We start from the raw sequence: 25,607 nt of genomic DNA, 5'->3' as shown, positions 1-25,607 counted from the left end.
CGGCCGCTCCGGGAGGCCCGGAGCGGCGCCGGCTCAGTCGCGGGTCAGGCGGCGGTGGGTGACCCGGTGCGGGCGCGCGGCCTCGACGCCCAGGCGCTCGACCTTGTTCTCCTCGTACGAGGCGAAGTTGCCCTCGAACCAGAACCACTTGCCGCCGTCCTCCTCGTCGCCCTCCCAGGCGAGGATGTGGGTGGCGACGCGGTCGAGGAACCAGCGGTCGTGCGAGGTGACCACGGCACAGCCGGGGAAGTCGAGCAGCGCGTCCTCGAGCGCGGACAGGGTCTCCACGTCCAGGTCGTTGGTCGGCTCGTCGAGGAGCAGCATGTTGCCGCCCATCTTGAGCGTGAGGGCCAGGTTGAGCCGGTTCCGCTCACCACCGGAGAGGACGCCGGCCTTCTTCTGCTGGTCGGGGCCCTTGAAGCCGAACGAGGCCACGTAGGCGCGGCTGTTCATCTCGAAGTTGGCGACCTTGATGAAGTCCAGCCCGTCGGAGACGACCTCCCAGACGTTCTTGTTCGGGTCGATGCCGCCTCGGCTCTGGTCCGCGTAGGAGATCTTCACCGTCTGGCCGACCGTCAACTTGCCGGCGTCCGGCTCCTCGTCCCCGGTGATCATCCGGAACAGGGTGGTCTTGCCGACGCCGTTGGGGCCGATCACGCCGACGATGCCGGCGCGGGGCAGCGTGAACGAGATGTCGTTCCACAGCACCCGGCCGTCGTAGCCCTTGGTCAGCCCCTGGGCCTCCAGCACCACGTCGCCCAGGCGCGGGCCCGGCGGGATGTTGATGTCGGCGGTGTCGATCTTGCGGGCCTTCTCGGCCTCGGCGGCCAGCTCCTCGTAGCGAGCCAGACGCGACTTGCTCTTGGTCTGCCGGGCCTTGGCGTTGGAGCGGACCCACTCCAGCTCCTTCTCCAGCATCTTGGCGCGCTTGGCGTCCTTCTGGCCCTCGATCTTGAGCCGGTCCTTCTTGGTCTCCAGGTAGGTGGAGTAGTTGCCCTCGTAGCCGTGGATCGAGCCGCGGTCGACCTCGGCGATCCACTCGGCGACGTTGTCGAGGAAGTACCGGTCGTGGGTGATCGCCAGGACGGCGCCCGGGTAGGTCTTGAGGTGGCCCTCGAGCCACTGGACCGACTCGGCGTCGAGGTGGTTGGTGGGCTCGTCGAGGAGCAGCAGGTCGGGCTGCTGGAGCAGCAGCTTGCAGAGCGCGACGCGGCGGCGCTCACCACCGGAGAGGTTGTCGACCACGGCGTCCGGCGGCGGGCACCGCAGGGCGTCCATCGCCTGCTCGAGGCGGCTGTCGATGTCCCAGGCGTTGACGTTGTCCAGGTAGGTCTGGAGGTCGCCGGTCTCGGTCATCAGGGCGTCCTGGTCCGCGTCCGGGTCGCCCATCTCCATGTAGGCGTCCTCGAGGCGCTTCATCTTGCCCTTGATGTCGGCGACCGCCTCCTCGACGTTCTCCAGGACGGTCCTGCCCTCGGTCAGCGGCGGCTCCTGCTGGAGCATCCCGACGGTGGCGTCGGGGTCCTTGATCGCGTCACCGTTGTTGGGGTGCTCCAGCCCGGCCATGATCTTGAGGAGGGTGGACTTGCCCGCTCCGTTCGGTCCGACGACACCGATCTTGGCGCCGTGGAGGAACGAGAGGGTGACGTTGTCGAGGACGACCTTGTCACCGTGGGCCTTGCGCACGTTGCGCAGCGTGAAGACGTAGTCAGCCATGCGGCGACCTTACCGCTGAGGGGTGGGCGGATCGCACGCGCGGGTCAGGCAGCGGGCTCGTCGCCCGGAGGCTCACCGGCGGCCTGGCTCCCGGGCTCCCCCACGACCTGCCCCTCACCGTCGAGGCGGGGCCCGCCCTCGTCGTAGGAGTGCACGACCCGACGCACCGGATCATCCTGGAGGACCGGGACGGGTTCGGGCCTGGCGGCGCGCTGGAACGTGCTCGTGCCCCGGGTCAGGTCGTGCCCCACGGAGGCGGCCACCACGACGTACCGGGTGGAGACGGTGCCGTCCTCCCGCTTCCACACGTCGGCCACCAGCCGGCCCGAGACCACCACGGGGTCGCCGGTGCGGACCGAGGCCGCCACGTGGGTGGCCAGCGCCCGCCACGCCTTCACCGCGTACCAGATGGTCTCGCCGTCCTCCCACCTCCCGCCGCGGAAGCGCCGGGGCGTGCTGCCCACCCGGAAGCTGGCGACCGCGACGCCGTTGCTCCCCTCCGTCAGGGTCACCTCGGACCCCACCCAGCCGCTGAAGGTGATGGTGCTCTCGTTCATCGCGTTCCTCCTCGCCGTGCGGGCGACCTGCCCACCAGCAGGATCACCCGACGGGGGGCCGCCCGTCGCACGCGCCGCGACGGCCTGGGGACGACGGGGCGCCCCGGACGCCCTGGGGACGACGAGCGGCTCGGGACCGCCGGCGCCGCACCGGCCCGTCAGGAGCGACGGAGCGGCTGAACGGCTCAGCGCAGCGCCGTGGCCAGCCCGTCGACCGCCTGGCCGTAGGCGTCCAGCTCGGTGCGGATCGGCGCGACCACCAGCTCGTCGGAGACCTCGCCGATGGCGTCGCGCAGGGCCTTGTCGGCCACCCGGGCCCGCCGGCGCGCCGTGGCGGAGACCAGCACCCGGCACAGCAGCGCGAGCAGGACGCCCAGGACCACCCCGCCGAGCAGGAGCAGCGTGGGCAGCGCGAACCCGCCCCACGTGGGAGTCGGCGGCTCGGGCACCCGGGCGTAGGTGCCGAGCGCGAGCACGCCCAGCCAGACGGCCCCGGTCAGGGCCGCCAGGATCAGCGCCCACTGCAGCACCCGGACCGCGCCCGCCCACACGGGCAGCTTCTGCGGACCGAGGTCGGTGCCGCCGAGCGCCTTGTCGAGCCGGTCCCCCAGCTCGGGCAGCCGCGCCACCGAGGCCCGTCGGATGGCGTGGCTCCAGGCCGGCCGGAGACCGTCGCTCACCTCGTCCACCAGGGTCCTGACCTCGGTGTCGATCCGGGCCCGCTGGACCTGGGTGGGCTCGGGCACGGAGGTCCGGGGCACGCCCGCGAGCTCCTTGCCCGCTGGTCCGAGGTCGAGGTGGAGGCGCTTGAGCGGGTCGGGACGGAACTTGCTCAGCCACGAGGTCACCGGCCAGCCGGTGGCCCGGTTGGCCCGCACCCGGGTGGACTCCTCGACGGCCTTGACCACGGTCGGCACCCCGGCCGCCTCGGCGAAGGCGTCCTCCAGGGCGTCGAGGCGCTCCCGGGGCAGCGTGGGCACCTTGGTCTCGCCGGTGACGGCGCGCAGCCGGGTCGCGGCCCCCCGGACGTCGGCCTCCAGCCGCTGCTTGGTGACCTTCTTGCCGGCGACCTTGCGCGCGATCTCCTCGCGCAGCTCGTCGATCCCCCAGCCCTCCTTGGAGCTGACCGCGAGCACGGGGACCCCGGTCAGCCCGTCGGCGGCGAGCAGCCGGCGCACGTCGCCCACCATCGCCTCGCGCCGCTCCTCGGGCACCCGGTCGATCTGGTTGAGCACGACGAGCATCACGTCCTGGTGGCCGGCGAGCGGTCGCAGGTAGCGCTCGTGGACCGCCGCGTCGGCGTACTTCTGCGGGTCGAGCACCCAGATCAGCATGTCGGCCAACGAGACCAGCCGGTCCACCTCGAGGTGGTGGCTGACCTCGGTGGAGTCGTGGTCGGGCAGGTCCAGCAGGACCACTCCCTGCAGCACGTCGTCCTCACGGCCGACGCTGAGCAGGTTGTCCCGGGAGACCTGGTGCCGCGCCGGGATGCCGAGGAACTCCAGGAGCTCCGGCGCGCCCTCGGACCCCCAGACGCAGGCGGTCGCCCACGACGTCGTGGGCCGGCGTACCCCGACCGCGCTCAGCTCGAGGCCGGTCAGCGCGTTGAACGTCGAGGACTTCCCGGAGCCGGTCGCCCCGGCCAGGGCCACGACGGTGTGGTCCGCGGAGAGCCGGAGCCGGTGCGCGGCCCGGTCGGCGGTCGAGCCGGCGTGCTCGACCACGTCGTCGTCGAGCCGCCCCCGGCTGGCCTCGACGGCTCGCTCGAGCCCGGCGACACGCTCGCCGATGTCGGAGCCACGGGTCACCAGCTTCTTGGCGCCCTCGAGAAGAGACGTCATGGAGTCCTCTGCGCAGATGGTCGGTTTCCGTGCCTCACCCTAGTCTCCGCCCGCACCCGTTCCAGCGGCGGAGTCCGGTCCCGCGGGGGTCGCCTGGGCGAAGCGCAGGTCGTCGACCCGCCGCGCCGCCTCGCGCAGGGTCTCCGGCGACTGCGTGCTCACTCCCAGCCGGTCCAGCAGGTCCAGGTAGCGCCGGCGCTCGACGTCGAACAGCTCCGCGACCCGGCGGTCCAGGTCCTTGCGGGCCCGCTCGGCCAGCGACCGCACCGCCTGGTCCCCGAAGACCGCCTCGAGCAGCTTCTGGCCCAGCACCGCGCCGCCGCCGGCGATGCCGGCCTCGGCGCCCACCAGTGCTCCGCCGGTGTGGGCGAAGACGACGACCATCAGGGCCACGGAGAGACCGTTGACGCCGTAGGCGAGGAACCGGGCGGTGGTCCGCTTGTCCGCCCCCTCGTCCCGCACCATCGCCAGCACGTCGCCCTGCCAGTCGCGCACCGCGCGCTCGGCCCGCCGGCGGAAGTCGCGGGAGGCCCGGCCCAGGTCCTCCCCGGCGTCTGCGAGCAGCGCCTGCCCGGAGGCGAGCGACTGCCAGGACGCCTCCGCCCGCTCGGCGGCCGCCTCGGCGTGCTCGGTGAGCAGAGTCTCCAGGCCGGACTCGACCGCGACCTGGACCCGCTCGGCCTGCTGGGGCTTGCCCTTGATCGCGTTGACCAGCTTGTCGCGCAGCCAGCCCACGCGGGTCTCCAGGGAGCGCAGCAGCTCGCCGGTGCCGACGAACTCCTGCCAGCGGGCGAGCACCTCCCCGCGCAGCAGCGTGCCGTCGGCGGAGGCCTCGTGGACCGCGGCGATCCCCGCGTCGTAGGCGCGCTCGGCGTCCTCGCGCAGGCGGGTCACGGCCGCGACCTGCCCGGCCTCGGCGTCCGCGACCTCGTGGGTACGGCGCGCGACCCGGCGGATCGCCCCGTCCAGCGTCTGGCGCACCACGGCCGCCCGTGCCCCCGCGTCCGCGGCGAGCGAGTCCAACCAGGACCGGATCTCCGCGACCGACTCCGGGGGCAGCAGGCCCTCGTCGTCGACCGGGCCCTCGTGCACGGTGAACAGCGGCGAGTCCTTGAGCCCGCGGCTGGCCAGCATCCGCGCCAGGTGGCTGGCCACCGTCTCGACCGCGTCCTCAGGGGTCCGGTCGAGCACGATCGCGACCGCAGCGGAGCGCTCGGAGGCCTCGCGCAGGAACTGCCAGGGCACCTGGTCGGCGTACCGGGCCGCGGAGGTGACGAAGAGCCACAGGTCCGCCGCCGCGAGCAGCTGGGCGGCCAGGGTCCGGTTCGCCTCCTCGACCGAGTCGATGTCGGGGGCGTCGAGGACGGCCAGCCCGGGCGGGATGGTGTCCGAGGGCACCAGCTGCAGGGCCGACGGGTCGTCGGTGCTGCGCTCGACCCGCTCCAGCTCGGGCAGCAGCCGGTCCTGGCCGAACCAGTGGCCGTCCGCGGGGTTGTGCACCAGGACCGGGGAGCGCGTGGTGGGGCGCAGCACGCCGGGCTGGGTGACGCGGCGCCCGACCAGGGAGTTGACCAGCGTCGACTTGCCGGCGCCGGTCGAGCCGCCGACCACCGCCAGCATCGGCGCCTCGATGGTCATCAGCCGCGGGATCACGTAGTCCTCGAGCTGGGAGATCATCTCCGCCCGGGCGGTGCGCTGGTCCTCCACGCCGGGGACCTCCAGCGGGAGCGCGGCTCCCTGGAGCGCCCCCCGCAACCGGACCAGCGCGGTGAGCATGCGCGCGCCTTCCGGGGAGGGCTCGGGGGTGGGTGAGGGTTCGGTCATCGCGTGGGGACCACCTGTCCGGGGAAGGAGACGTAGGGCCTGGCGGCCTGGAGACGTTGGACGAAGAGCTGCCCGCGGGCGGCGTAGTCGGGCGGCGGGGTGCCGCGGAGGTATCGGTGGTGCAGGAAGCCGAGCTCCACGGCCGCCTGCTGGTAGTCGCGCATGGCCCGCTCGGCGGCCTCTCCCCCGGACTGCCTGGCGTGCCGGCGCCCGGCCCGACGGGCGCCGAGGTCGATCAGCCACCTGATGTCGGAGACCGGGAGCAGACCGCGCCGGGCCGCGTCGTCGAGGGCTCGGGCGAGCATCCTGCGCTCGGATCGCCTCAGCCACACCGCGAAGGCGACGACCGCGACGAAGGCCGGGAACATGACGGTCACGTAGACGGCGAGGAAGCCTCCGGTCCCGGCCAGGGCGGACGCGTTCCACAACCCGTGGGACAGCACGGCCAGGACGTACCCCGCGACCGGGGCGAGCACGCGCACGACCTTGCTGCGGCTGGCCACGGCCACGCCGACGCCGATGCCGATGAAGGCCGTGAAGAGCGGGTGCGCGAACGGGCTGACCAGGCAGCGGACGACGAAGGTGGCCGTGAGCGCCTCGGTGCCGCCCGGCCCCAGGCCGTCGGTGCCGTCGTAGGCGGCGGCCAGGTAGAGGATGTTCTCCACGAACGCGAACCCGATGCCGACCATGCCGGCGTAGACCAGACCGTCGAGCACCCCGTCCAGCTCTCCGCGCCGCCACCACAGCAGGAGCAGCAGGAAGAGGCCCTTGGTCGCCTCCTCGGTCAGCGGCGCGACTCCCGCGAGCATGTCGCGGTCGTCGAAGCCGCCGAAGAACCCGCCGAGTCCCTGCAGCACCAGGGCCGCGGCGGTGGCCACGAAGGCGCCCCAGGCCAGCCCCGCCGCCAGCAGCCGCCGGGGCTCGGGCTCGTAGCGGTCGAGCCACAGGAAGCAGCCGACCAGGGGCCCCACGGGCAGGAAGGCCAGCAGGGTCGCGGCGGCCAGGGTCTTCGGGGCTCCGGAGAGCAGGATGACCAGCACCATCGCCACCGCTCCAAGGAACGCCAGGAGCGTCACGACGAGCGTGAAAGCGACGCTGTCGCGACCGTGGCTGGACATGGTCCGCAGCCTAACCTTCTCCGTAGGGCGCGGCGTACAGTGATCAGCGTGAGCGAGCAGCTGAGCAGTGAGTCGACCGCGCCCCGGACCGAGAGCCACGACCCCGCCGTGCCGCCCGCGTACGCGGCGTTCATGCGCACCGGCTGGGCCGAGCAGCACCGGCAGGTGCCCCGGCACCCGGTGGCGCCGCACGCCGCCGCCCGCCGGGCCCGGTTGGCCGAGGCGTTCCCGGGCGAGCGGCTCGTGCTGCCCGCGGGCACCTTCAAGGTGCGCTCCAACGACACCGACTACCGCTTCCGCCCCGACACCGCCCACACGTACTTCTCCGGCAACCAGACCACCGACGCGGTGCTGGTCGTCGAGGACGGCGAGTCGGTGCTCTACGCCCGGCCGCGGTCCTCGCGCGAGACCGACGAGTTCTTCCGGGACCGCCAGTACGGCGCCCTCTGGGCCGGGGAGCGCCCCTCCCTGCCCGAGCTGGCCGACGGACTCGGCCTGGAGGTGCGCCACGTCTCCGAGCTGCCCGACGCGCTCGCGCACGGCCCCAAGACCCGCGTGCACCGCGGGGTGAGCGAGGCCGTCGACGCGCTGCTGCCCGCGGACCCGTCGACCGACGACGAGCTGGCCCGGGTGGTCTCCGAGATGCGGCTGGTCAAGGACGCCTGGGAGGTCGAGCAGCTCCAGGAGGCGTGCGACATCACCACCCTGGGCTTCGAGGACTCGGTGCGCGAGTGGGACCGGGTGCTCGAGCACGGCGAGCGCTGGATCGAGGGCACCTTCTTCCGCCGGGCGCGGGCGATGGGCAACGACATCGGCTACGACTCGATCGTGGGGGGCGGCTCCCACGCGACCACCCTGCACTGGATCGACAACACCGGGCCGATCGTCCCGGGCCAGCTGGTGCTGCTGGACATGGGCGTGGAGGGGCGCAGCCTCTACACCGCCGACGTCACCCGCACCCTGCCCGTCTCGGGCGCCTTCACCCCCCTGCAGCGCGACCTCTACGAGCTGGTGCTGACCGCCCAGACCCGCGGCATCGAGGCGGTCCGCCCGGGCGCTCCGTTCCTGGCCGCCCACGACGCGGCGATGACCGTGCTCGCGCACGGCCTGGCCGACCTGGGCCTGCTCCCGGTCCCGGCGGAGGAGGCCCTCGACCCGGAGTCGAAGGTCTACGCCCGCTGGACGCTGCACGGCACCTCGCACATGCTCGGGATGGACGTGCACGACTGCGGCCGGGCCGCCCCCGAGGCCTACACCAAGGCCGAGCTGGCCGAGGGCATGGTGCTCACCGTCGAGCCGGGCCTGTACTTCCAGGCCGACGACCTGCTGGTCCCCGAGGAGCTGCGCGGGATCGGCATCCGGATCGAGGACGACATCCTGGTCACCGCCGACGGCAGCCGGAACCTGTCGGCCGCCCTCCCCCGCGCCTCAGCGGACGTCGAGGAGTGGATGGGCCGTCTCCGGGGCTGACGCCTCGGAAAGGGCGCCCCGCTCCAGGCGCCGGAGCCGGCGGAGCAGGCCCAGGGAGACGAGGACGGCGACCACCATCGCCGACACCGTGACCGCGAAGGCCGCGGTGTGCCCACGGTCCTGGCCGAGGTGGTCCGCGAGCCGGCCCGCGATCCCGGCGCCGACCGCGTAGCCGACGTTGACCGAGCTGCCGAGCAGGCTCAGGCCCAGGGCGAACCGCCCGGGCGGAAGCGTGCGTTCGCCCAGGGTGAACGCGCTGATCATGAACGGGGCGACCCCGAAGCCCAGGGCCAGCACCACGAGGGTGAGCGTGCCCAGGGAGTCGACCAGCAGCAGCGGCAGCGAGAAGACCAGCAGGAACCCCGCGCAGAGCACCATCCGCCGCTCCTGGGCGAAGGAGGCCGGGAGCAGCGCCGTACCGAGGCCGGCGATCACGCTGCCGATCCCGAGCGTGGCGTGCACCAGGCCGGTCAGGCCGGACTGGCCGCTGGCGTCGGCGAGCACGCTGGTGCCGGTCTGGGTGGCGCCGAAGAGCGCCCCCACGCTGAGCAGCGCGACCAGGAGCGCGACGAAGACCGGGGTGAGCACGCGCGGCGCCGGGGCGGACGCCGAGGGCGCCGGCGTGCTGTGGCCTGCTCCGGACGCCGCGTCCGCGTCCCACCCGACCGGGCGACGACGCGCCGTCGGGTGGAGGGCGAACGCCGTCCCGAAGACCAGCAGGCCGACGGCCGCGGCGACCACCGCGGCGGACGGCGAGGCCACCGCGACCAGGATGCCGACCGCGGCGGGGCCGAGCACGAACGCGGCCTCGTCGGCGGCACCGTCGTAGGAGAACGCGGTGTTGAGCAGCCGCTCCCGGTGCGGGTCGCTGTGCCCGAGCATCGGTCGCCAGCGCGCCCGGGAGAGCGGGCCGACCTGCGGGATCAGCATCCCGGAGAGCGCGGCGGCGGCGACCAGCGTCGCGCCGCCCGCCCCCTGCTCGGCGGCACTGACCAGACCGGCCAGCGCGGCAGCGCCGGCCCCGGACTGGACGAGCAGGACCGGACGCTGCCCGAACCGGTCGGCCAGCGCGCCGGCGACCGGGGCGCCGACGGCGTTGGCGACCGCGAGGACGCCGGCGGCGAGACCGCCGGTGGCGTAGCTGTCGGTGACCGAGGAGACCAGGAGCAGGGTGCCCAGCTGGCTCATCGAGAGCGGGAGGCGGCCGAAGAAGGCGACGACGAAGTACAGCGGACCGGCGAGCTCGAGGAGTCGCCGGTACGAGGCGAGAGTAGACACGAGGGAGGGAGGACTTTCGGGTAGGCGCGAACACGCGCGCCGTACCCACCTCCAAGAACGCGCTGAACCCTGTGCGCCGCCAAGTCTAGGACAACGCACACGCGAGGTAGATTCGCCGTCGTCATGGACTGCGCCCACTACGACGCCCACCGGTGTCGCTCCTGCTCCTGGCTGGAGGTCGCCCGACCCGACCAGCTGGCGGCCAAGCAGGCCGAGGTGCGGGCCCTGCTCGAACCGCTGGGCGACCCTGAGTGGCTGCCCCCGGTCGCCGGTCCCGAGGCGGGCTTCCGCAACAAGGCCAAGATGGTCGTCGCCGGCACGGTCGACTCCCCCACCCTCGGCATCCTCGACGAGCGGCGTGCCGGGGTGGACCTGCGCGACTGCCCGCTGCACACCGACGGGCTCCGGGCGACGCTGCCGGTGCTCGCCGACTTCGTCACCACCGCCGCGCTGACGCCGTACGACGTGACCAGTCGCCGCGGCGAGCTCAAGCACCTGCTGGTCACCGAGTCGCCCGACGGGGAGCTGATGGTGCGGTTCGTGCTGCGCTCCTACGAGCCGGTGCCCCGGATCCGCAAGCACCTGCCCACGCTGCTCGCGCTCCTGCCCGGCGTGCGGGTGGTCTCGGTCAACCTGCAGCCCGAGCACAAGGCGGTGCTGGAGGGCGAGCAGGAGCAGGTGCTGCACGGCGAGACCCTGCCGATGCGGGTCAACGGGCTGACCCTGCACCTGCGCCCGCAGAGCTTCTTCCAGACCAACACCGAGGTCGCGGCCGCCCTCTACCGCCAGGCCGCCGCCTGGGTGGACGAGGTGCTGCCCGGTCCCGGCCGGGTCTGGGACCTCTACTGCGGGGTAGGCGGCTTCGCCCTGCACCTGGCTCGCCCCGGGCGTGAGGTGAGCGGGCTGGAGGTCAGTGCCGAGGCGGTCGCCAGTGCCCGGACCAGCGCCGAGGAGGCGGGCCTGGCGGACGTCTCCTTCGAGGCCGGCGACGCGACGGCGTACGTCCTGGGCGCCCTGGACGGCCCGGACTCCCGCTCCGCGCCCGACCTGGTGGTCGTCAACCCGCCTCGGCGCGGGATCGGCCCGGAGCTCGCGAGCCGGCTCGAGGCCTCGGGCGTCGAGCACGTCGTCTACTCCAGCTGCTCCCCCGCGTCGCTGGCCCGCGACCTGGCCGCGATGCCGTCCCTGCGCCCGGTCCGCGCCCGGCTGCTGGACATGTTCCCGCACACCGCGCACGCCGAGGTGCTGGTGCTGCTGAGCCGTGACCCCGCCGCGGCACCGGACTGAGGCGGTGCAGGTGGCCGCCCGGGTGATGGACGAGGAGTACGTCGAGCAGGTGCTCGCCCTGGTCGAGCGGGTGCCCGCGGGCCGGGTCACCACCTACGGTGCCCTCGCCGACGAGGTCGGGCGAGGCGGCCCCCGGCTGGTCGGCCGGGTGATGTCCCTGCACGGCGGTGCCGTGCCGTGGTGGCGGGTGGTGCGGGCCGACGGACGGCCGGCCGAGTGCCACGACGGGGAGGCGGTACGCCGGCTGCTGGAGGAGGACGTGCCGTTCGCCGCACCTGGCCGGGTCGACCTGCGCCGGGCCGGCTGGTGGACGCCGGACTGAGGTTCCAGAGCACGCGCTCTGTTATGGTGCGCGCGCCGTCCTACCCACGGCGACACCGACCCAGCACCCGGGAGACCCGCCATGCCCACCCTCACCACCGACGGACCGATCTGGACCCTGGACCTCGGCGACGACGAGAACCGCTTCTCGCTGGAGTGGCTGAGCACCACCGCCGCCCTCCTGGACGAGGTCGCCGGCTCGGACCAGCCCGCCGCCCTGGTCACCACCGGCAGCGGCAAGTTCTTCTCCAACGGCCTGGACCTGGAGTGGCTCGGCGCCCACCCCGACCAGCTCGGCAGCTACGTCGACCGCATCCACGGCCTCTTCGCCCAGGTCCTGACCCTGCCCGTGCCGACGGTGGCCGCGGTCAACGGCCACGCCTTCGGCGGCGGCGCGATGCTGGCGATGGCGCACGACCACCGGGTCATGCGCTCGGACCGCGGGTTCTTCTGCTTCCCCGAGGTGGACATCCACATCCCCTTCACCGAGGGCATGTCCGCGCTGATCACCGCCAAGCTGACCCCCAGGGCCGCGATCGACTCGATGACCACCGGACGACGCTTCGGCGGCGACGACGCCGCGGAGACCGGGCTGGTCGACGTCGCCACCGACCTGGACTCGCTGCTCGGCACCGCCGCCGACCTGGTGCGCGACCGGGCCGGCAAGGACCGGACGACGCTGGGGGCGATCAAGCGGACCATGTACGCCCAGGTCGTCGAGGCGCTCACCCGCCCGCAGGGCTGAGGAGCCCGCACCCGTGGGTCGCCGCCGCGAGCACGACCTGGACGCGGTGCTCGACCATGCCCGGTCCCTGTGGGCTGAGGGCGGCGCCGGGGCGGTGACCATCCGCGCCCTGAGCGCTGCCAGCGGCGTGAGCAACGGCGCGATCTACCACGCGTTCGGCTCGCGGGACGGCCTGATGGCGACCGTCTGGACCCGGGAGGCCGGGCGCTTGCTGGACCTCCAGGACACCCTGGTGCAGTCGGCGCGGGACGCCGCACCCGACCCCGAGGCCGCCGCCGTGGCCGCCGTGGTCGCCGCGGCCACCGCCCCGGCGACGTACGCCGTGGAGCACCCCGACGGCGCCCGGCTGCTGCTCTCGGTGACCGACGACCGGCTGCTCGACGGCGACCTGGCCCCCGAGCAGCGCGACCACCTGCTCTCCCTGCGGACCTCGCTGGGGAGCCGGATCGCCGGCCTCTCCACCCAGCTGTGGGGTCGCGACGACCGGGCCGCCCAGGCGGTGGTGCGGGCCTGCGTGGTCCAGCTGCCGGCGGCGCTGCTCCACCCCCGGGCACTCCTGGACGCCGCGACCGCCCGCTCGCTGCTGGAGCGTGCGGTGCGCGGCGTCCTCGCCGGCCCGCCGCCCCCGCCGCCTGAGCGACCCGAAGGGACGTGACCTCGGTCACGTCCAAGGTCACGGATCGGGGACGACCCAAAATCAGGGCGCGCGGGGCCTTCGATCAGGGCGCACCGGAAAGTAGAGTCGTTCTGGTCGAGCGGGGCGGCCAGTCATGTCAGGTCGAGCACTAGCACCCAGGAGACACCACCATGCCGTGGAGCCTGCACGGAGACGGCAAGACCGTCGCCGCCGATGCGATCGTCCGGCCCGAGGAGCGGCTCTCGTGGCCGCGGACCATCGGCTTCGGGGGCCAGCACGTGGTCGCGATGTTCGGCGCCACCTTCCTCGTGCCCATCATCACCGGCTTCCCGCCGAGCACCACCCTGCTCTTCTCGGGTCTGGGTACCCTGCTGTTCCTGCTGCTCACCCGCAACCGGGTGCCGAGCTACCTGGGCTCCTCGTTCGCGTTCATCGCGCCGATCCAGGCCTCGATGACCGAGGGCGGCATGGGCGCCGCGCTGTTCGGGATCATGGTCACCGGACTCCTGCTCGCCGCCGTGGGCCTGCTGGTCAACGTCACCGGCACCGGCTGGATCGACGCGCTCATGCCCCCCGTGGTCACCGGCGCGATCATCGCCCTGATCGGCTTCAACCTGGGTGGGGTCGCCTCGAGCAACTACGAGCAGGCGCCGTGGATCGCCACCCTCACCCTGGCCACGATCGTGGTGGTCGCGGTCCTCTTCCGCGGTCTCGCTGCCCGGCTCTCGATCCTGATCGGGGTGGCCGTCGGCTACGCGGCGGCCGCGGTCAGCGGGGCGATCGACTTCGCCCCCGTCTCCGACGCCGCGTGGATCGGCCTGCCCGAGCTCACCACCCCCGACGTCTCCTGGTCGGTCGTGCCGATGTTCCTGCCCGTCGTGCTGGTCCTCATCGCCGAGAACGTCGGGCACGTCAAGAGCGTCGCCCACCTCGTCGGTGACGACTCGATCAACGCCCGGACCGGCAACGCGCTGCTCGCCGACGGTCTGGCGACCGCCCTCGCCGGGGCGGGCGGCGGCTCGGCGACCACGACGTACGGCGAGAACATCGGCGTGATGACCGCGACCCGGATCTTCTCCACCGCCGCCTACTGGGTCGCGGGCCTGTTCGCGATCCTGCTCAGCCTCTCCCCCAAGGTCGGCGCCCTGCTCAACACCATCCCGGCCGGGGTGCTGGGCGGTGTCACCGTCGCGCTCTACGGCCTGATCGGCCTGATCGGCATCAAGGTGTGGATCGACAACGGGGTCGACTTCGGCCGCCCGGTCAACCAGTACCCGGCGGCGGCGGCGCTGATCATCGGCATCGGCGACCTGACCCTGAACGCCGGCGAGATGACCTTCACCGGGATCGCGCTGGGCACGGTGGCGGCCGTGGTCATCTACCACGTGATGGCGGGCCTGGAGCGCTGGCGCAACGGCTCGGCCGACGCCGGGCAGTCCGGTGTCGAGACGTCCGGTGCTGGGGCAGCCTCCGGGGCCAAGGCGTCCCGCGTCGAGGAGGTCGGCGTCGACCCGGAGGGCGGCCGGCAGGCCTGACCCCGGGCCGGCCCCTCGGTCAGCGTCCGGGCCGGAGCCGGTAGTGGTGCTCGTCGACCTGGTCGACGTCGTCGTACGAGGCGACGCCACGTCCCTGGACCTGCGCGCACATGTGCCTGGTCAGCATCGTCAGCACCGTGGCCTCGTCGAAGCGGGCGCCGCTGCGGCGTACCTCGTCGAGCACCTGCTGCTCGTGCACGACGTCGGTCCCGGTCCGTGCGACCACCGCACGGACCGCGGCGAGCACCTCGGCGCGCGCCGTGCCCCGGGGCGACGGGGGCGGCGCGGCCGGCACCGCCTGCAGCGTCTCGCGCACCGGCGCGGCCGGAGGCGGGAGGACGGCCGGCGTCGAACCGGCCGGGATCGTGTCGGGACCTGAGCCCAGCACGTCGACCTCGAAGGCGTAGAGGTCGAGCTCGGGCGAGACCGGCCAGGAGCCGGCACAGGTCACCGCGACCGGCTGGGGCCGAGGGCCGGGACCCAGCGCCCGGGCCGCGCCCGCGGGGAGCGCGTCCAGCCCGGCGCGGTCCAGCAGCACCCGCGCCTGCGGATGACCTGGCCAGGGCACACCACGACGCCGGGCGAGGTGGTCGAGCTGGCCCATCAGCGGCGGCGAGGCGAGGACCCCCAGCCAGCGCCCGGCGGCGGGCACGGAGGCCACCCGGAGCACGTCGCGCAGCAGCCACCCCATCGCCTCGGTGCCCTGCGCGGCCGAGGGCGTCCAGGGCAGACGCACGTCGACGAGCGTCCCGCCGGGACCGTCGAGGAAGAGGTCGGCGAGCGGCTCGGAGGCCTCGCCGGGGCGCCCCGTGCCGGCGGTCCAGCCCAGGGTGATCCGGATGGGTGCGACACCCAGCGCCTGGAGGGCCAGGACCGCGGCCAGCCGCACCGTGTCCTGGGTGACCAGGTGTCCGCGTCCGGCCGCGAGGTGACCGGCCACGGTGGTCGCCACCAGGTGCCAGACCTGGGACCAGTCCACGGCCGGACCGGCGGTGCCTCCGGGCGGCTCGGCCACGCCGAGGTGCTGCTCCGTCACGCCCCCTCCTCCCTCACGACAGGTCCGCGAGCACCCCCGGGACCTGGCCGGGCAGCTCACGCGCGAGGAAGCCTACGGTGCCCACGGCCGTCGCGAGGCGCTCTCCTGCCCGCGCGTGCAGGTGAGCTCCCCACAGCGCCGCCCACAACGGCTCCGCTCCGCGGGCGAGCAGCCCACAGATCAGGCCTGCCTGCACGTCCCCGGAGCCGGAGACGCCCAGCCCCGGACCTCCGCCGGCGACCACCCACGCCTCGCCGTCCGGGGTGACGACGTGCTTCTCCGAGCCGCCGCAGAGCACCACCACCTGAGAGCGCCGCGCCACCTCGCGCGCCACCCCGACCGGATCGTCGTCCACCTGCTCGTCGGTCACCCGGGCGGTGCGGGCCAGCTCGGTGGGGTTCACCGAGAGCACGGCCCGGCCACCCAGGTGGCGCAACCCGTCGGGGTGCTCGGTCAGGAAGGCCGAGCCGAGGGCGTCGACCACCACCGCACACTCGACCCGAGGGACGACGCGTGCCAACAGCGCCACCGCGGACTCGACGTCGCCGAGCCCGCTGCCGAGCAGCACCGCGTCGCAGCTGGTCAGCGGTCCGTCCAGGAGCTCCGCGGCGTCGGGCGCGATCTGGCCCTCCTGCTCCGGCAGCCCCCGCACGGCCGCTTCCGGGACCGCGACCGCCAGCGCCGCGGCGGTGCTCGCGGTCGTGCCGATCATCAGCTTCCCGGCGCCCGCCCGCAGCGCCGCCTCACCGGCCAGCAGCACCGCACCCGGGGTGTCCTGGGCGCCGCCGAGGACGAGCACCGCACCGCGGGCGCTCTTGTCCTCCCCCGGTCGAGGCAGCCGGTGCCGGCGCAGGAGCTCGCGGGTGAGGACCTGGGGCTCAGGTCGCGGCATCGTCGCGCTCCCCGTGCGAGGGCTCGCGCGTCACCTGGGCCCGGTCGGCGTCCACGGCGGAGGTGTCGGCGAACTCCACCAGCTCGAAGACGTCGCCGGCCCGGCGGTAGGAGGTCAGCGAGGCGTTCGGGATCTGCACCCGGCGGTCCACCGCGAGCAGGTCTGCCTCGGCCACGTCCTCGAGCACGTAGCGGAACGTCATGATCACCGCCTGGTGGCTGAACAGCCAGATCCGGGCCCCGTCGTGCCCCTCGCGCAGGTCGTGCAGGAAGCTGCGCACCCGCAGCGCGACGTCGGCCCAGCTCTCCCCGCTCGGGGGCTGGTAGTAGAACTTGCCCAGCTTGTCGCGCCGCGCGCTCTCCTCCGGGTGCCGGGCCCGGATCCCCTTCCCGGTCATGCCGTCCAGGACGCCGAGGTCGCGCTCGCGCAGCCGCTCGTCCAGCAGCAGCGGGACGTCGTGGCCCTCCAGGGCCACGCGGGCGGTCTCCGCGGCCCGCGCGTACGGCGAGCTGACGGCGAGCGTGGGCCGCTCGTCGTCCGCCTGCTCCCTCAGCCAGCGGTTGAGGGCGGTCGCCTGGTCCCGTCCGGTCGCGGAGAGCTCGACGTCGGCGTCGCGGATGTCCAGCTCGAGCCGCTCGGCACCCGCCTTCCGGGCGCGCTGGTCGGCGAGGTTCCCCTCGCTCTCCCCGTGCCTGACCAGCACCAGGCCCGCGGGCCCGCTGTTCCACCGAGGCCGCACGCGCCCCTCCTGTCCGTCGACGATCGGTCCCCCCGCGCGTACCCACGCAGAGTGCGGCCGATGCGCCGGCGGGAATGTCCGAGGCCCCTGCGCTGTTCCCGGTCTCGTGCACCCCGAGACGACCCCCACCGCCCCCGGCGACCTGCTGACCAGGCGCCTCGTGGTGGACCTCGGCCTGCTGCACGGCACCACCTGTCGCTGACCCCGGACGCTGCGCCGCTCGGACGCCTCCTCCCGGAGGCTGCCGATCGCGCGCGTCACGCCGCCGCCCCGTTCCTCCCCGCCGGCGTCCGTGCGGGAGACCAGTGAAAGGCCACCAGAGCATGAGCACCACCCCAGCCAGTCCAGACAGCCAGGCCAGCCAGGACAGCCCGGCCAGCACAGACAGCCCCCGCTCCGAGGGAGGCCCCGCCAAGCGGTCGGCCCGCCGCCGTTGGCTGCCGTCCTTCGGCACCCAGGTCCTGATCGGCCTGGTGCTGGGCGTCCTGCTCGGCCTGGTCGCCCGGGAGATGGGCCCGGACTCCGTCGAGGGCGGGGTCACCGACCCCAACTGGCTGACCGAGACCCTGACCGAGGTGGGCGGCATCTTCGTCACCCTGCTGCGCACCATCGTGCCGGCTCTGGTCTTCCTCGCGATCGTGGCCTCCATCGCCAACCTGCGCGACGTCACCGGAGCCGCACGGCTGGCCTGGAAGACGCTTGCCTGGTTCGCGATCACCGCGCTCATCTCGGTCGGCATCGGCATCGCGCTGGGCCTGGTGCTCGAGCCCGGGCGCAACACCTCGGTGAGCGCGGACGCGGCAGCCGCGCCGTCGAGCACCGGCTCGTGGCTGGACTTCCTCACCGGGCTCGTGCCGGCCAACATCCTGGGCCTGCAGGCCGAAGCCGCCGGCGACGGCAGCGTCGGGCTCTCCTTCAACGTGCTGCAGATCCTGGTGATGGCGATCGCCGTGGGCATCGCCACGCTCAAGGTGGGCCCCGCCGCCGACCCGTTCCTCGCCGTGGTGCGCTCCGCGCTCGCGGTGGTCCAGAAGGTGCTCTGGTGGATCATCCTGCTGGCCCCGGTCGCGACCATCGGCCTGCTCGGCAAGGCGGTCGCCACCTACGGCTGGGACGCACTGGGCTCGCTGGGCACCTTCGCGGCCGCGGTCTACGTCGGCCTGGCCCTGGTGGTCTTCGTGCTCTACCCGGCGCTGCTCAAGGCCAACGGCCTCTCCGTGCGCCAGTTCTTCTCCGGCGCCTGGCCGGCGATCTCGCTGGGCTTCGTCTCCCGCTCCTCGATCGGCACCATGCCGGTCACCGAGACCGTCACCGAGCGGAACCTGGGCGTCCCCCGGGCCTACTCCTCGTTCGCGGTCCCGCTGGGCGCGACCACCAAGATGGACGGCTGCGCGTCGATCTATCCCGCGATCGCCGCGATCTTCGTCGCCCAGTTCTTCGGCGTCGACCTGTCGCTGACCGACTACGTGCTGATCGCCTTCGTCTCGGTCATCGGGTCGGCCGCGACCGCCGGGGTCACCGGCGCCACGGTGATGCTGACCCTGACCCTGTCCACGCTCGGCCTGCCGCTGGAGGGCGTGGGCCTGCTGCTGGCGATCGACCCGATCCTCGACATGGGCCGGACCGCGACCAACGTCGCCGGTCAGGCGCTGGTGCCGACCCTGGTCGCCGCCCGCGAAGGGATCCTGGACCGTGCGGCGTACGACGCGCCGCGCCGCGGTCGCCCCTGGTCCGACCGCGAGGTGGTGGTCACCGGGTCGGCACCCCACCAGCCGGGTCAGCCGTCGACGTCCGCGGCCGAGGCAGCTTCGTCACCACGGTGAGGGCCACCGCGACCAGGGCGACCACGCCGATGGTGGTGTAGGCGACGGTGTACGCCGCGTCGTCGCCGAGCAGCCACGAGGTGAGCAGCGGCCCGAAGACGCCGCCGATGCTCCAGCCGATCAGCATCAGGCCGTAGATGGCGCCGGCGTTGCGGACGCCGAAGAAGTCGCCCGCCGTCGCCGGCATCGTGCCGAACGCCCCGCCGTAGCAGAGGTAGATCACCGCGGCGAGGACGAAGAAGAACGCCGCGTTGCTGGCGTGGGGCAGCAGGATCAGGCAGATCCCCTGGAGCCCGAGGAGCAGGGCGAAGGTGGGCATCCGGCCGATCCGGTCGGAGACCGCCGCCCAGACGATCCGGCCGGCGCCGTTGAAGATGGCCAGCACACCGACGACGGCGGCGGCACCGGAGACGCTGTAGCCGGCGATGTCGGAGGCGGACGTCTTGGCCTGGGAGATCAACGAGATGCCGGCGCTGACGCTCAGGGTGAGGATCGCGGTCAGCAGGTACCACTGCGGGGTCCGCAGCGCCTCGCCCTGGGTGTAGTCGTGGGTGACGGCGGCCTTCTCGGCCTGGCCGGCGGCGGCCGTCGTCCCCGGCACCACGTAGCCGGCCGGCGGGTTGCGGAAGATCGAGGCGCCGACCAGGGACATGACCAGGTAGGCGATGCCCAGCGGCAGGAACGCGCTGGTGGGCTGGTCGGGGTCCCGGTCGATCAGCCACTGCGCGACCGGGGAGGTGAGCACCGCGCCGAAGCCGAAGCCGCCGACCGCCAGGCCGGTGATCAGGCCCCGCTTGTCCGGGAACCACTTCTGCAGCATGGCGATCGGCACGATGTAGGCGAAGCCGAGACCGAATCCGCTGATCACGCCGTACCCCAGGATGATCAGCCACAGCTCGTCGCCGCTGTCGGCGAACGAGGCCAGGATGATCCCCAGCGCGTAGATCACGCCGCCGGCCAGGGCCACCACCCGCGGCCCGCGCACGTCCTGGAGACGTCCGCCGAGGTAGCTGCCGATGAAGATCATCGCGATCGTCACCGTGAAGGGCAGCGAGGCCTCGACCTTGGTCAGCTGGAACGGCTCGGCGTCCTCCAGGGCGCCGCTGAAGACGCTCCAGGCGTAGACCGCGCCGATGGAGAACTGGAGGAGCAGGCCACCGCCGACCAGCAGCCATCGGAACCCGCCGGAGGGCTGCTCGGCGGCGCGGTCGACACCGGGACGTGTCTGGTCGGACATCTGCTGCCTCCTGTGATGAGTCACTCCGGGTGCCGGGTCGGCCCCTCACGCTCCAGCCGCTCACGCTGCGGCAGCACCGTGTACTTCGGGTCCTTCGCCGACTCGATCCCGGCGTGGAAGATGCCGAAGCGCGTGCAGGCCGAGCCCGCCATCAGCGCCGCCCCCGCGAGCGCGGAGACGACCCGGCTGCGGCCTCCGAACGCCGCCCCGGCGGCCCCGGCCACGGTCAGCACGGCGGAGGCCCGCATCAGCTGCCCGGCTCGCCCTTCGTGCAGCGGCTCCGCGGCGATGCCCAGCGAGTGCTCCATCCGGCGCTCGGCGCCGATCTCGACCAGGGCGGCCCCGATCGCGAGTCGGCGCAACGGGTCGATCTCCGCCAGGGGCGCGACGATCATCCCCCAGCCGGAGGAAGCCGCAAGCGCCGAGCTGACGAAGACGAAGGGCAGCTCCCGGTAGCTCTCGTGCCAGGTCGGGGTGGCGGTGTCGGAGAGCAGCACCGCGGTGTAGGCGGCCAGCGGCGGGCCGAAGAGCGCGGCCCAGAGGTTGGCGGGGCGGGCGACCAGCCGGCTGAGGGCGTGAGCCGTGCCCAGGAGCCGGCCACGCCTGTCCTCCGGCACCAGGTCGAGCACCTCGGCCACCCCTGCGACGCCGGCGCCGGGGGCGAACGCGGTGAGGATCCAGGTCCCGACGGACATCGGGGAGGTCAGCTTGGCCACCCGCAGCATGTAGGCGAACCGGGAGGGCTTGCCCAGGTCGTGCACCAGGGTCGCGCCGGAGAAGGCGACCGCGGCCAGCGAGCCCAGCCTGCTCCCCCGGCGCAGGCCCGGACGCCCGGTCAGGTCCGCGGCGGCGGCGATCATCGCCGTCCCGGCGGCCAGGCCGCCGCTGAACAGGTATGCCGGGATGTCGAGCTCCCACGGGGCCGGCTTGACCACGGCCCGGCCGTAGTAGGAGGTGAACTCCGCCTCCTCCACCATGGTCTCGGCGCCCGGCCCGTGCCGGCGCCGGCCACCCGGGCGGCGGCGACGGCTGCTCCCGCCGGTGGTGCGACCCCCGGCGGAGCCGATCACCGCACCGGTCTGCTGCTCGTCCTCGGTGCGGGTGAACCGGGGGCCCGCCCCGTCCTGCCGGCCGGCCGGACCGCGGGCCTGGTCGCTGGTCTGGTCGGGCGTCACGACTTCCTCCCGACGAAGGCGATCGCGACCGCGGCCAGCATCCCGGCCGCCGCGGCCGAGGCCCGGTGGAACATGTGCGGCAGGTCGCGGGTGGTCACCACCGGGTCGGGCGGCAGCCCGTAGACCTCCGGCTCGTCGAGGAGCAGGAAGAACGCGCCCGTGCCGCCGACGCCGTCCTCAGGCTCGTTGCCGTAGAGGCGGGCGTCCATGATCCCGGCGTCGTGCAGCTGGGCGACGCGGGTGTTGGCCCGCTCGCGCAGCTCGTCGAGGTCGCCGTACTGGATCGACTGGGTCGGGCAGGACTGGGCGCACGCGGGGGTCTGGCCGGCGCCCATCCGGTCGTAGCAGAGCGTGCACTTCTGGGCGATCCCGACGTTCTTGGCCCTGTCCGGGCCCTTGCGCCGGTCGATCACCCCGAACGGGCACGCGGCCACGCAGTAGCCGCAGCCGTTGCAGATGTCGTCCTGGACCACCACGGTGCCGAACTCTGAGCGGAACAGCGAGCCCGTGGGGCACACGTCCAGGCAGGCGGCGTGGGTGCAGTGCTTGCACACGTCCGAGGACATCAACCACCGGAAGTCGGGCTTCTCCCCCAGCTCGCCGGCCACCCCGTCCTGGGCGTCGGGCAGGCCGACGGTCGGCATCCCCAGGTCGGTGGGGGGCGCGGTGGGCGGGTCCATTCCGGGGTCCTGGGCACCCATCCGCTTGGGCTGCTCGATGAAGGCCACGTGCCGCCACTGGTTCGCGTTGAGCGAGTGGCTGTTGTCGTAGGAGGTGCCGGTCATGTCGAAGTGGTCCGCGGGGACGTCGTTCCACTCCTTGCAGGCCACCTCGCAGGCCTTGCACCCGATGCAGATGCTGGTGTCGGTGAAGAACCCCTTCCGCGGCGGGTGGTTCCCGGGGTAGCCCGCGTTCTGGGTGGGGTTCACCGGCCCGTAAAGGCTGTTCTTGCCGCCGATCATCGCTGCTCTCCGCTCGGGTCGTTGCCTGGGTCGTTGCCGGGATCGTTGCCTGGGTCGTGCTGGTCGCCGGACGATCCGCCCGGGGAGGGCGTCTCGTCCCCCGTGTCGGCGGTACCCGCCTGCGCCCCGGTCGTCACGATGGGTCGCGCCAGGTCGTAGGCCACCCCGGCGCGGCGCTGGTAGCCGGTCACCAGGTCCAGCAGCGCGGGCCCGGTGGGCCGTCGGCCGGCACGCACGTCGCAGGTGCCGACCTTGGTCTCCTGGATGAGCACGTTGGGGTCGAGCGAGATGCCGAACAGGTCGTTGGCCGAGTCGCCGGTGACGATCCCGCCCTGTCCCCAGTGGTAGGGCATCCACACCTGGTGCACCACGCGGCCCTCGACCCGCAGCGGGGTCAGCCGGTCGGTGACCATCACCCTCGCCTCGATCGCCGACCGGGCGGTGACGATCGTCGCCCACCCGCCGTGCTCCAGCTCGCGCTCCTCGGCCAGCTCGGGCGAGACCTCGACGAACATCTCCGGCTGCAGCTCCGCGAGCCGGGCGACGTACCGCGACATCCCGCCGGCCGTGTGGTGCTCGGTCAGCCGGCTGGTGGTGAAGACGAACGGGAAGACCTCGCTGTGCGGCTCCGGCGGACTCGGGTTCATCCGGTTGTCCTCGCGGGCATACTCCTTGCGGGTGGGGTTGCCCTGCTGCCCGTAGAACGGGTTGCGGAACGGCGACTCGACCGGCTCGTAGTGGGTGGGCATCGGGCCGTCGATCAGTCCGGTCGGGACGTAGAGCGCGCCCTTGCCGTCGCCCTGCATGATGAACGGGTCGTTGCCCGCGATGCCTGCGACGCCGTCGTCGCCCTCCCCCGGCCGGTACGACGGCGGCTTGGTCTTCTCGAAGTCGGGGACGTCGTGCCCGGTCCACTCGCCGCGCTCCTCGTCCCACCAGATGAAGGCCTTCTCGGGGCTCCACGGCCGGCCGTCGGGATCGGCGGAGGCCCGGTTGTAGAGCATCCGACGGTTGGCCGGCCAGGCCCAGCCCCACTCCGGGGCGACCCAGGACTGCTCCGAGCCGGGCTTGCGCCGGGCCGCCTGGTTGACGCCGTCGGCGTAGATCCCGGTGTAGATCCAGCACCCGCCCAGCGTGGAGCCGTCGTCCTTCATCTCGTTGAACGACGACAGCGGCCGACCGGTGGCGATCTCGTAGCCGTTGATCTCCTGCAGGATCGCCTCCGAGCTCGGCTCGGCCCACTCCCCGGACGCACGGCCCTCGTCGTGGGTGGGGTAGTCCCAGGCCAGGTCCTGCAGCGGCCGGTCCCGCTCGTCGGTGGAGCCGGCCACGCGGTCGCGGACCATCCGGCCCAGGTGGTAGAAGAACCACAGGTCGGAGCGGGCGTCGCCGGGCGGGTCGAGCGCCTTCTCCCGCCACTGCACCATCCGCTGCGTCTGGGTGAAGGTGCCCGCCTTCTCCACGTGCGAGGCCGCCGGCAGCAGGAAGACCTCGGTGGCGCACTCCTCGGGCACGATCTCGCCGGTCGCGACCTCCGGGGAGTCCTTCCAGAAGGACGCGCTCTCGATCTCGAAGAGGTCGCGCACCACCAGCCAGTCGAGGTTGGCCATGCCGAGACGCTGGGCCTTGCCGTGCGCCGACCCCACCGCGGGGTTCTGCCCGATCAGGAAGTAGCCCTTGACCTTGCCGTCGATCATGTCCAGCACGGTCCGGTAGGTGCCGTGGTCACCGGAGATCTTGGGCACGTAGTCGAAGCAGAAGTCGTTCTCCGGCGTCGCCTTCTCGCCCCAGTACGCCTTGAGCAGGTTGACCGCGTACGCCGGCGCCTGCGACCAGAACCCCTTGGCGCCGGGCTGACGCACCGCGTCCACCCACTTCTCCAGCGTGGCGTGCTGCTGGACGTTGGGCATCGGCAGGTAGCCCGGCAGCAGGTTGAACAGCGTCGGGATGTCGGTCGACCCCTGGATGCTCGCGTGGCCGCGCAGCGCCATGATGCCGCCGCCCGGACGCCCCATGTTGCCCAGCAGCAGCTGGAGGATCGCGCCGGTGCGGATGTACTGCACGCCCACGCTGTGCTGGGTCCACCCGACGCTGTAGACCAGCGCCGTGGTCTTGTCCCGACCGGAGTTCTCCGTCCAGGCCTTGCAGACCTCCAGGAACGCCTCCTCGGAGACGCCGCAGGTGCGGGCCACCATCTCCGGGGTGTAGCGGGCGTAGTGCCGCTTGAGGATCTGGTAGACGCAGTTCGGGTCCTGGAGCGTCTCGTCCCGCGGCGGCTCCCCCTCGACCTGCATGCCGTGGGTCTCGTGCTGCATCGCCGAGGCCGTCTCCCGCTGCACGGCCTCGTCGTCCCCGGCCGCGTCCCCCTCGTGGGTGGCGTACTGCCAGGACTCGGAGTCGTAGGTCCGGGTGTCGGGGTCGAACCCGGAGAACAGCCCGTCGAGGTCGTCGGTGTCGCGGAACTGGTCGCTGACGATGGTGGCCGCGTTGGTGTAGGCGACCACGTAGTCGCGGAAGTCCAGCTCGTTGCTCAGGACGTAGTTCACGATCCCGCCCAGGAAGGCGATGTCCGTGCCCACGCGCAGCGGCACGAAGGTGTCCGCCAGCGCGCTGGTCCGGGTGAACCGCGGGTCGACGTGGATCACCTTGGCGCCGCGCGCCTTGGCCTCCACCACCCACTGGAAGCCCACCGGGTGCGCCTCGGCCATGTTCGAGCCCTGGATGATGATGCAGTCAGAGTTCGACAGGTCCTGGAGGAACCCGGTGGCGCCGCCGCGCCCGAAGCTGGTCCCCAGACCGGGGACGGTGGCGGAGTGTCAAATACGAGCCTGGTTCTCGATCTGGATGGCGCCCATCGCGGTGAAGAGCTTCTTGATCAGGTAGTTCTCCTCGTTGTCCAGCGTGGCCCCGCCCAGCCCGGCGATGCCCATCGTCCGCCGGACGGCGCGTCCCTGGTCGTCGAAGTCCTGCCAGTAGTCACGCCTGGTCCTGACCACCCGGTCGGCGATCATCTCCATCGCGGTGGGCAGGTCGAGGTCCTCCCACTCGGTGCCGTGCGGACGGCGGTAGCGCACCGTGGTCTGGCGCAGCGGGCTGGTCACGAGGTTCTTGCTGGCCGCCCCCTTGGGGCACAGCCGCCCGCGGGAGATGGGACTGTCGGGGTCGCCCTCGATCTGGGTCACCTCTCCGTCCTTGACGAAGACCCGCTGGCCGCAACCGACGGCGCAGAACGGACAGACGCTACGCGCCATGCTGTCGGCGGTGGTGGTGCGCGAGGTGATCTCCTCGGTCTTCGCCGACCGCGCCGCGGTCCCGCGACCCAGGACGTCGTCACCGCGCAGCTGGCGCAGCACCGGCCAGTCGAGGAACGTCTTCATGCCCCTGCCCTCCTCATGCGTCGCAGGTACCCCACTA

Annotated in this window: 20 protein-coding genes; 7 read left to right on the top strand and 13 right to left on the bottom strand. The window is 73.2% G+C overall.

Features of this window, described 5'->3' with window-relative positions; genetic code table 11:
* Nucleotides 1-33 precede the first annotated feature (33 nt).
* From ettA to H8838_RS06760, 5 genes are all read right to left on the bottom strand, one after another.
* Nucleotides 34-1,716: an energy-dependent translational throttle protein EttA gene (gene ettA / locus H8838_RS06780; RefSeq protein ID WP_181310394.1), complete on the bottom strand. Its 1,683-nt coding sequence runs from the start codon at nt 1,714-1,716 to the stop codon at nt 34-36.
* A gap of 44 nt (nt 1,717-1,760) precedes the next feature.
* Nucleotides 1,761-2,273: a single-stranded DNA-binding protein gene (locus H8838_RS06775; RefSeq protein ID WP_181310393.1), complete on the bottom strand. Its 513-nt coding sequence runs from the start codon at nt 2,271-2,273 to the stop codon at nt 1,761-1,763.
* Between the two features lie 185 nt (nt 2,274-2,458).
* Nucleotides 2,459-4,114, bottom strand: coding sequence for a YfjP family GTPase (locus H8838_RS06770; protein ID WP_185995051.1), 1,656 nt, complete (start codon nt 4,112-4,114; stop codon nt 2,459-2,461).
* A 39-nt stretch (nt 4,115-4,153) separates the two neighbouring features.
* Nucleotides 4,154-5,938 (bottom strand): dynamin family protein, encoded by a 1,785-nt coding sequence (locus H8838_RS06765; protein ID WP_224766437.1) that lies wholly within the window; start codon nt 5,936-5,938, stop codon nt 4,154-4,156.
* On the bottom strand, nt 5,935-7,056 hold the full coding sequence (locus tag H8838_RS06760; protein ID WP_185995052.1) for a PrsW family intramembrane metalloprotease: 1,122 nt from the start codon (nt 7,054-7,056) through the stop codon (nt 5,935-5,937). Before H8838_RS06760 ends, H8838_RS06765 begins: the two co-directional genes overlap by 4 nt.
* A 48-nt stretch (nt 7,057-7,104) precedes the next feature.
* On the opposite strand from H8838_RS06760, the gene H8838_RS06755 reads away from it, so the two are divergent.
* Complete coding sequence (locus H8838_RS06755) at nt 7,105-8,526, top strand: aminopeptidase P family protein (RefSeq protein WP_224766436.1); 1,422 nt, start codon at nt 7,105-7,107, stop codon at nt 8,524-8,526.
* On the opposite strand, the gene H8838_RS06750 is transcribed toward H8838_RS06755, so the two are convergent.
* The gene (locus tag H8838_RS06750) at nt 8,485-9,804 is read right to left on the bottom strand and encodes an MFS transporter (protein WP_181310390.1); all 1,320 of its coding nucleotides are present in this window, start codon (nt 9,802-9,804) and stop codon (nt 8,485-8,487) included. The genes H8838_RS06755 and H8838_RS06750 overlap by 42 nt on opposite strands.
* Before the next feature lie 123 nt (nt 9,805-9,927).
* Between H8838_RS06750 and rlmC the strand changes: the two genes are divergently transcribed.
* The 5 genes from rlmC to H8838_RS06725 all read left to right on the top strand — a co-directional run bounded on the left by rlmC (nt 9,928) and on the right by H8838_RS06725 (nt 14,329).
* A complete protein-coding gene (rlmC, locus tag H8838_RS06745; protein ID WP_185995053.1) occupies nt 9,928-11,091 on the top strand; it encodes a 23S rRNA (uracil(747)-C(5))-methyltransferase RlmC in 1,164 nt (387 codons plus the stop codon).
* A gap of 10 nt (nt 11,092-11,101) precedes the next feature.
* Complete coding sequence (locus H8838_RS06740) at nt 11,102-11,413, top strand: MGMT family protein (protein WP_373562874.1); 312 nt, start codon at nt 11,102-11,104, stop codon at nt 11,411-11,413.
* A gap of 81 nt (nt 11,414-11,494) precedes the next feature.
* On the top strand, nt 11,495-12,157 hold the full coding sequence (locus tag H8838_RS06735) for an enoyl-CoA hydratase-related protein (RefSeq protein ID WP_185995054.1): 663 nt from the start codon (nt 11,495-11,497) through the stop codon (nt 12,155-12,157).
* Between the two features lie 13 nt (nt 12,158-12,170).
* A complete protein-coding gene (locus H8838_RS06730) occupies nt 12,171-12,812 on the top strand; it encodes a TetR/AcrR family transcriptional regulator (protein WP_185995055.1) in 642 nt (213 codons plus the stop codon).
* 152 nt (nt 12,813-12,964) lie between these two features.
* Nucleotides 12,965-14,329, top strand: coding sequence for a uracil-xanthine permease family protein (locus H8838_RS06725; RefSeq protein ID WP_181310386.1), 1,365 nt, complete (start codon nt 12,965-12,967; stop codon nt 14,327-14,329).
* Between the two features lie 19 nt (nt 14,330-14,348).
* Here the strand turns inward: H8838_RS06725 and H8838_RS06720 are convergent, their stop codons facing one another.
* From H8838_RS06720 to H8838_RS06710, 3 genes are read right to left on the bottom strand one after another with little or no spacing between them, the layout of a single operon-like run.
* Nucleotides 14,349-15,365, bottom strand: a complete 1,017-nt coding sequence (locus H8838_RS06720) for a hypothetical protein (RefSeq protein WP_185995056.1) — start codon at nt 15,363-15,365, stop codon at nt 14,349-14,351.
* A gap of 13 nt (nt 15,366-15,378) precedes the next feature.
* Nucleotides 15,379-16,257 carry an NAD(P)H-hydrate dehydratase gene (locus H8838_RS06715; RefSeq protein WP_181310384.1) on the bottom strand — a complete coding sequence of 293 codons (879 nt, stop codon included), beginning with the start codon at nt 16,255-16,257 and terminating at the stop codon, nt 15,379-15,381.
* Complete coding sequence (locus H8838_RS06710) at nt 16,244-16,996, bottom strand: histidine phosphatase family protein (RefSeq protein ID WP_181310383.1); 753 nt, start codon at nt 16,994-16,996, stop codon at nt 16,244-16,246. The genes H8838_RS06715 and H8838_RS06710 overlap by 14 nt, the downstream gene beginning before the upstream one ends.
* A gap of 323 nt (nt 16,997-17,319) precedes the next feature.
* Between H8838_RS06710 and H8838_RS06705 the strand changes: the two genes are divergently transcribed.
* Nucleotides 17,320-18,819 carry a dicarboxylate/amino acid:cation symporter gene (locus H8838_RS06705; RefSeq protein ID WP_185995057.1) on the top strand — a complete coding sequence of 500 codons (1,500 nt, stop codon included), beginning with the start codon at nt 17,320-17,322 and terminating at the stop codon, nt 18,817-18,819.
* Here the strand turns inward: H8838_RS06705 and H8838_RS06700 are convergent.
* The 4 genes from H8838_RS06700 to fdh are packed head-to-tail and all read right to left on the bottom strand — an operon-like array spanning nt 18,746 to nt 25,570.
* Nucleotides 18,746-20,056, bottom strand: coding sequence for an L-lactate MFS transporter (locus tag H8838_RS06700; RefSeq protein ID WP_185995058.1), 1,311 nt, complete (start codon nt 20,054-20,056; stop codon nt 18,746-18,748). The two genes, H8838_RS06705 and H8838_RS06700, sit on opposite strands and share 74 nt — an antisense overlap.
* A gap of 20 nt (nt 20,057-20,076) precedes the next feature.
* Complete coding sequence (gene nrfD, locus H8838_RS06695) at nt 20,077-21,231, bottom strand: NrfD/PsrC family molybdoenzyme membrane anchor subunit (protein WP_224766435.1); 1,155 nt, start codon at nt 21,229-21,231, stop codon at nt 20,077-20,079.
* Nucleotides 21,228-22,160 (bottom strand): 4Fe-4S dicluster domain-containing protein, encoded by a 933-nt coding sequence (locus H8838_RS06690; protein WP_224766434.1) that lies wholly within the window; start codon nt 22,158-22,160, stop codon nt 21,228-21,230. Before H8838_RS06690 ends, nrfD begins: the two co-directional genes overlap by 4 nt.
* Before the next feature lie 29 nt (nt 22,161-22,189).
* Nucleotides 22,190-25,570 carry a formate dehydrogenase gene (gene fdh / locus H8838_RS06685; RefSeq protein ID WP_185995059.1) on the bottom strand — a complete coding sequence of 1,127 codons (3,381 nt, stop codon included), beginning with the start codon at nt 25,568-25,570 and terminating at the stop codon, nt 22,190-22,192.
* Nucleotides 25,571-25,607 lie beyond the last annotated feature (37 nt).

It is taken from the genome of Nocardioides campestrisoli, assembly GCF_013624435.2.
Lineage (GTDB): Bacteria > Actinomycetota > Actinomycetes > Propionibacteriales > Nocardioidaceae > Nocardioides > Nocardioides campestrisoli.
This window is presented reverse-complemented; position numbering and strand designations above follow the sequence as displayed.

What these genes read in the sequence shown, in the direction of transcription:
- H8838_RS06735 (WP_185995054.1), top strand. Translation starts at nt 11,495, where the DNA reads ATGCCCACCCTCACCACCGACGGACCGATCTGGACCCTGGACCTCGGC.
- rlmC (WP_185995053.1), top strand. Translation starts at nt 9,928, where the DNA reads ATGGACTGCGCCCACTACGACGCCCACCGGTGTCGCTCCTGCTCCTGG.
- H8838_RS06775 (WP_181310393.1), bottom strand. Translation starts at nt 2,273, where the DNA reads ATGAACGAGAGCACCATCACCTTCAGCGGCTGGGTGGGGTCCGAGGTG.
- H8838_RS06705 (WP_185995057.1), top strand. Translation starts at nt 17,320, where the DNA reads ATGAGCACCACCCCAGCCAGTCCAGACAGCCAGGCCAGCCAGGACAGC.
- H8838_RS06700 (WP_185995058.1), bottom strand. Translation starts at nt 20,056, where the DNA reads ATGTCCGACCAGACACGTCCCGGTGTCGACCGCGCCGCCGAGCAGCCC.
- H8838_RS06765 (WP_224766437.1), bottom strand. Translation starts at nt 5,938, where the DNA reads ATGACCGAACCCTCACCCACCCCCGAGCCCTCCCCGGAAGGCGCGCGC.
- ettA (WP_181310394.1), bottom strand. Translation starts at nt 1,716, where the DNA reads ATGGCTGACTACGTCTTCACGCTGCGCAACGTGCGCAAGGCCCACGGT.
- H8838_RS06760 (WP_185995052.1), bottom strand. Translation starts at nt 7,056, where the DNA reads ATGTCCAGCCACGGTCGCGACAGCGTCGCTTTCACGCTCGTCGTGACG.
- H8838_RS06715 (WP_181310384.1), bottom strand. Translation starts at nt 16,257, where the DNA reads ATGCCGCGACCTGAGCCCCAGGTCCTCACCCGCGAGCTCCTGCGCCGG.
- H8838_RS06770 (WP_185995051.1), bottom strand. Translation starts at nt 4,114, where the DNA reads ATGACGTCTCTTCTCGAGGGCGCCAAGAAGCTGGTGACCCGTGGCTCC.
- H8838_RS06725 (WP_181310386.1), top strand. Translation starts at nt 12,965, where the DNA reads ATGCCGTGGAGCCTGCACGGAGACGGCAAGACCGTCGCCGCCGATGCG.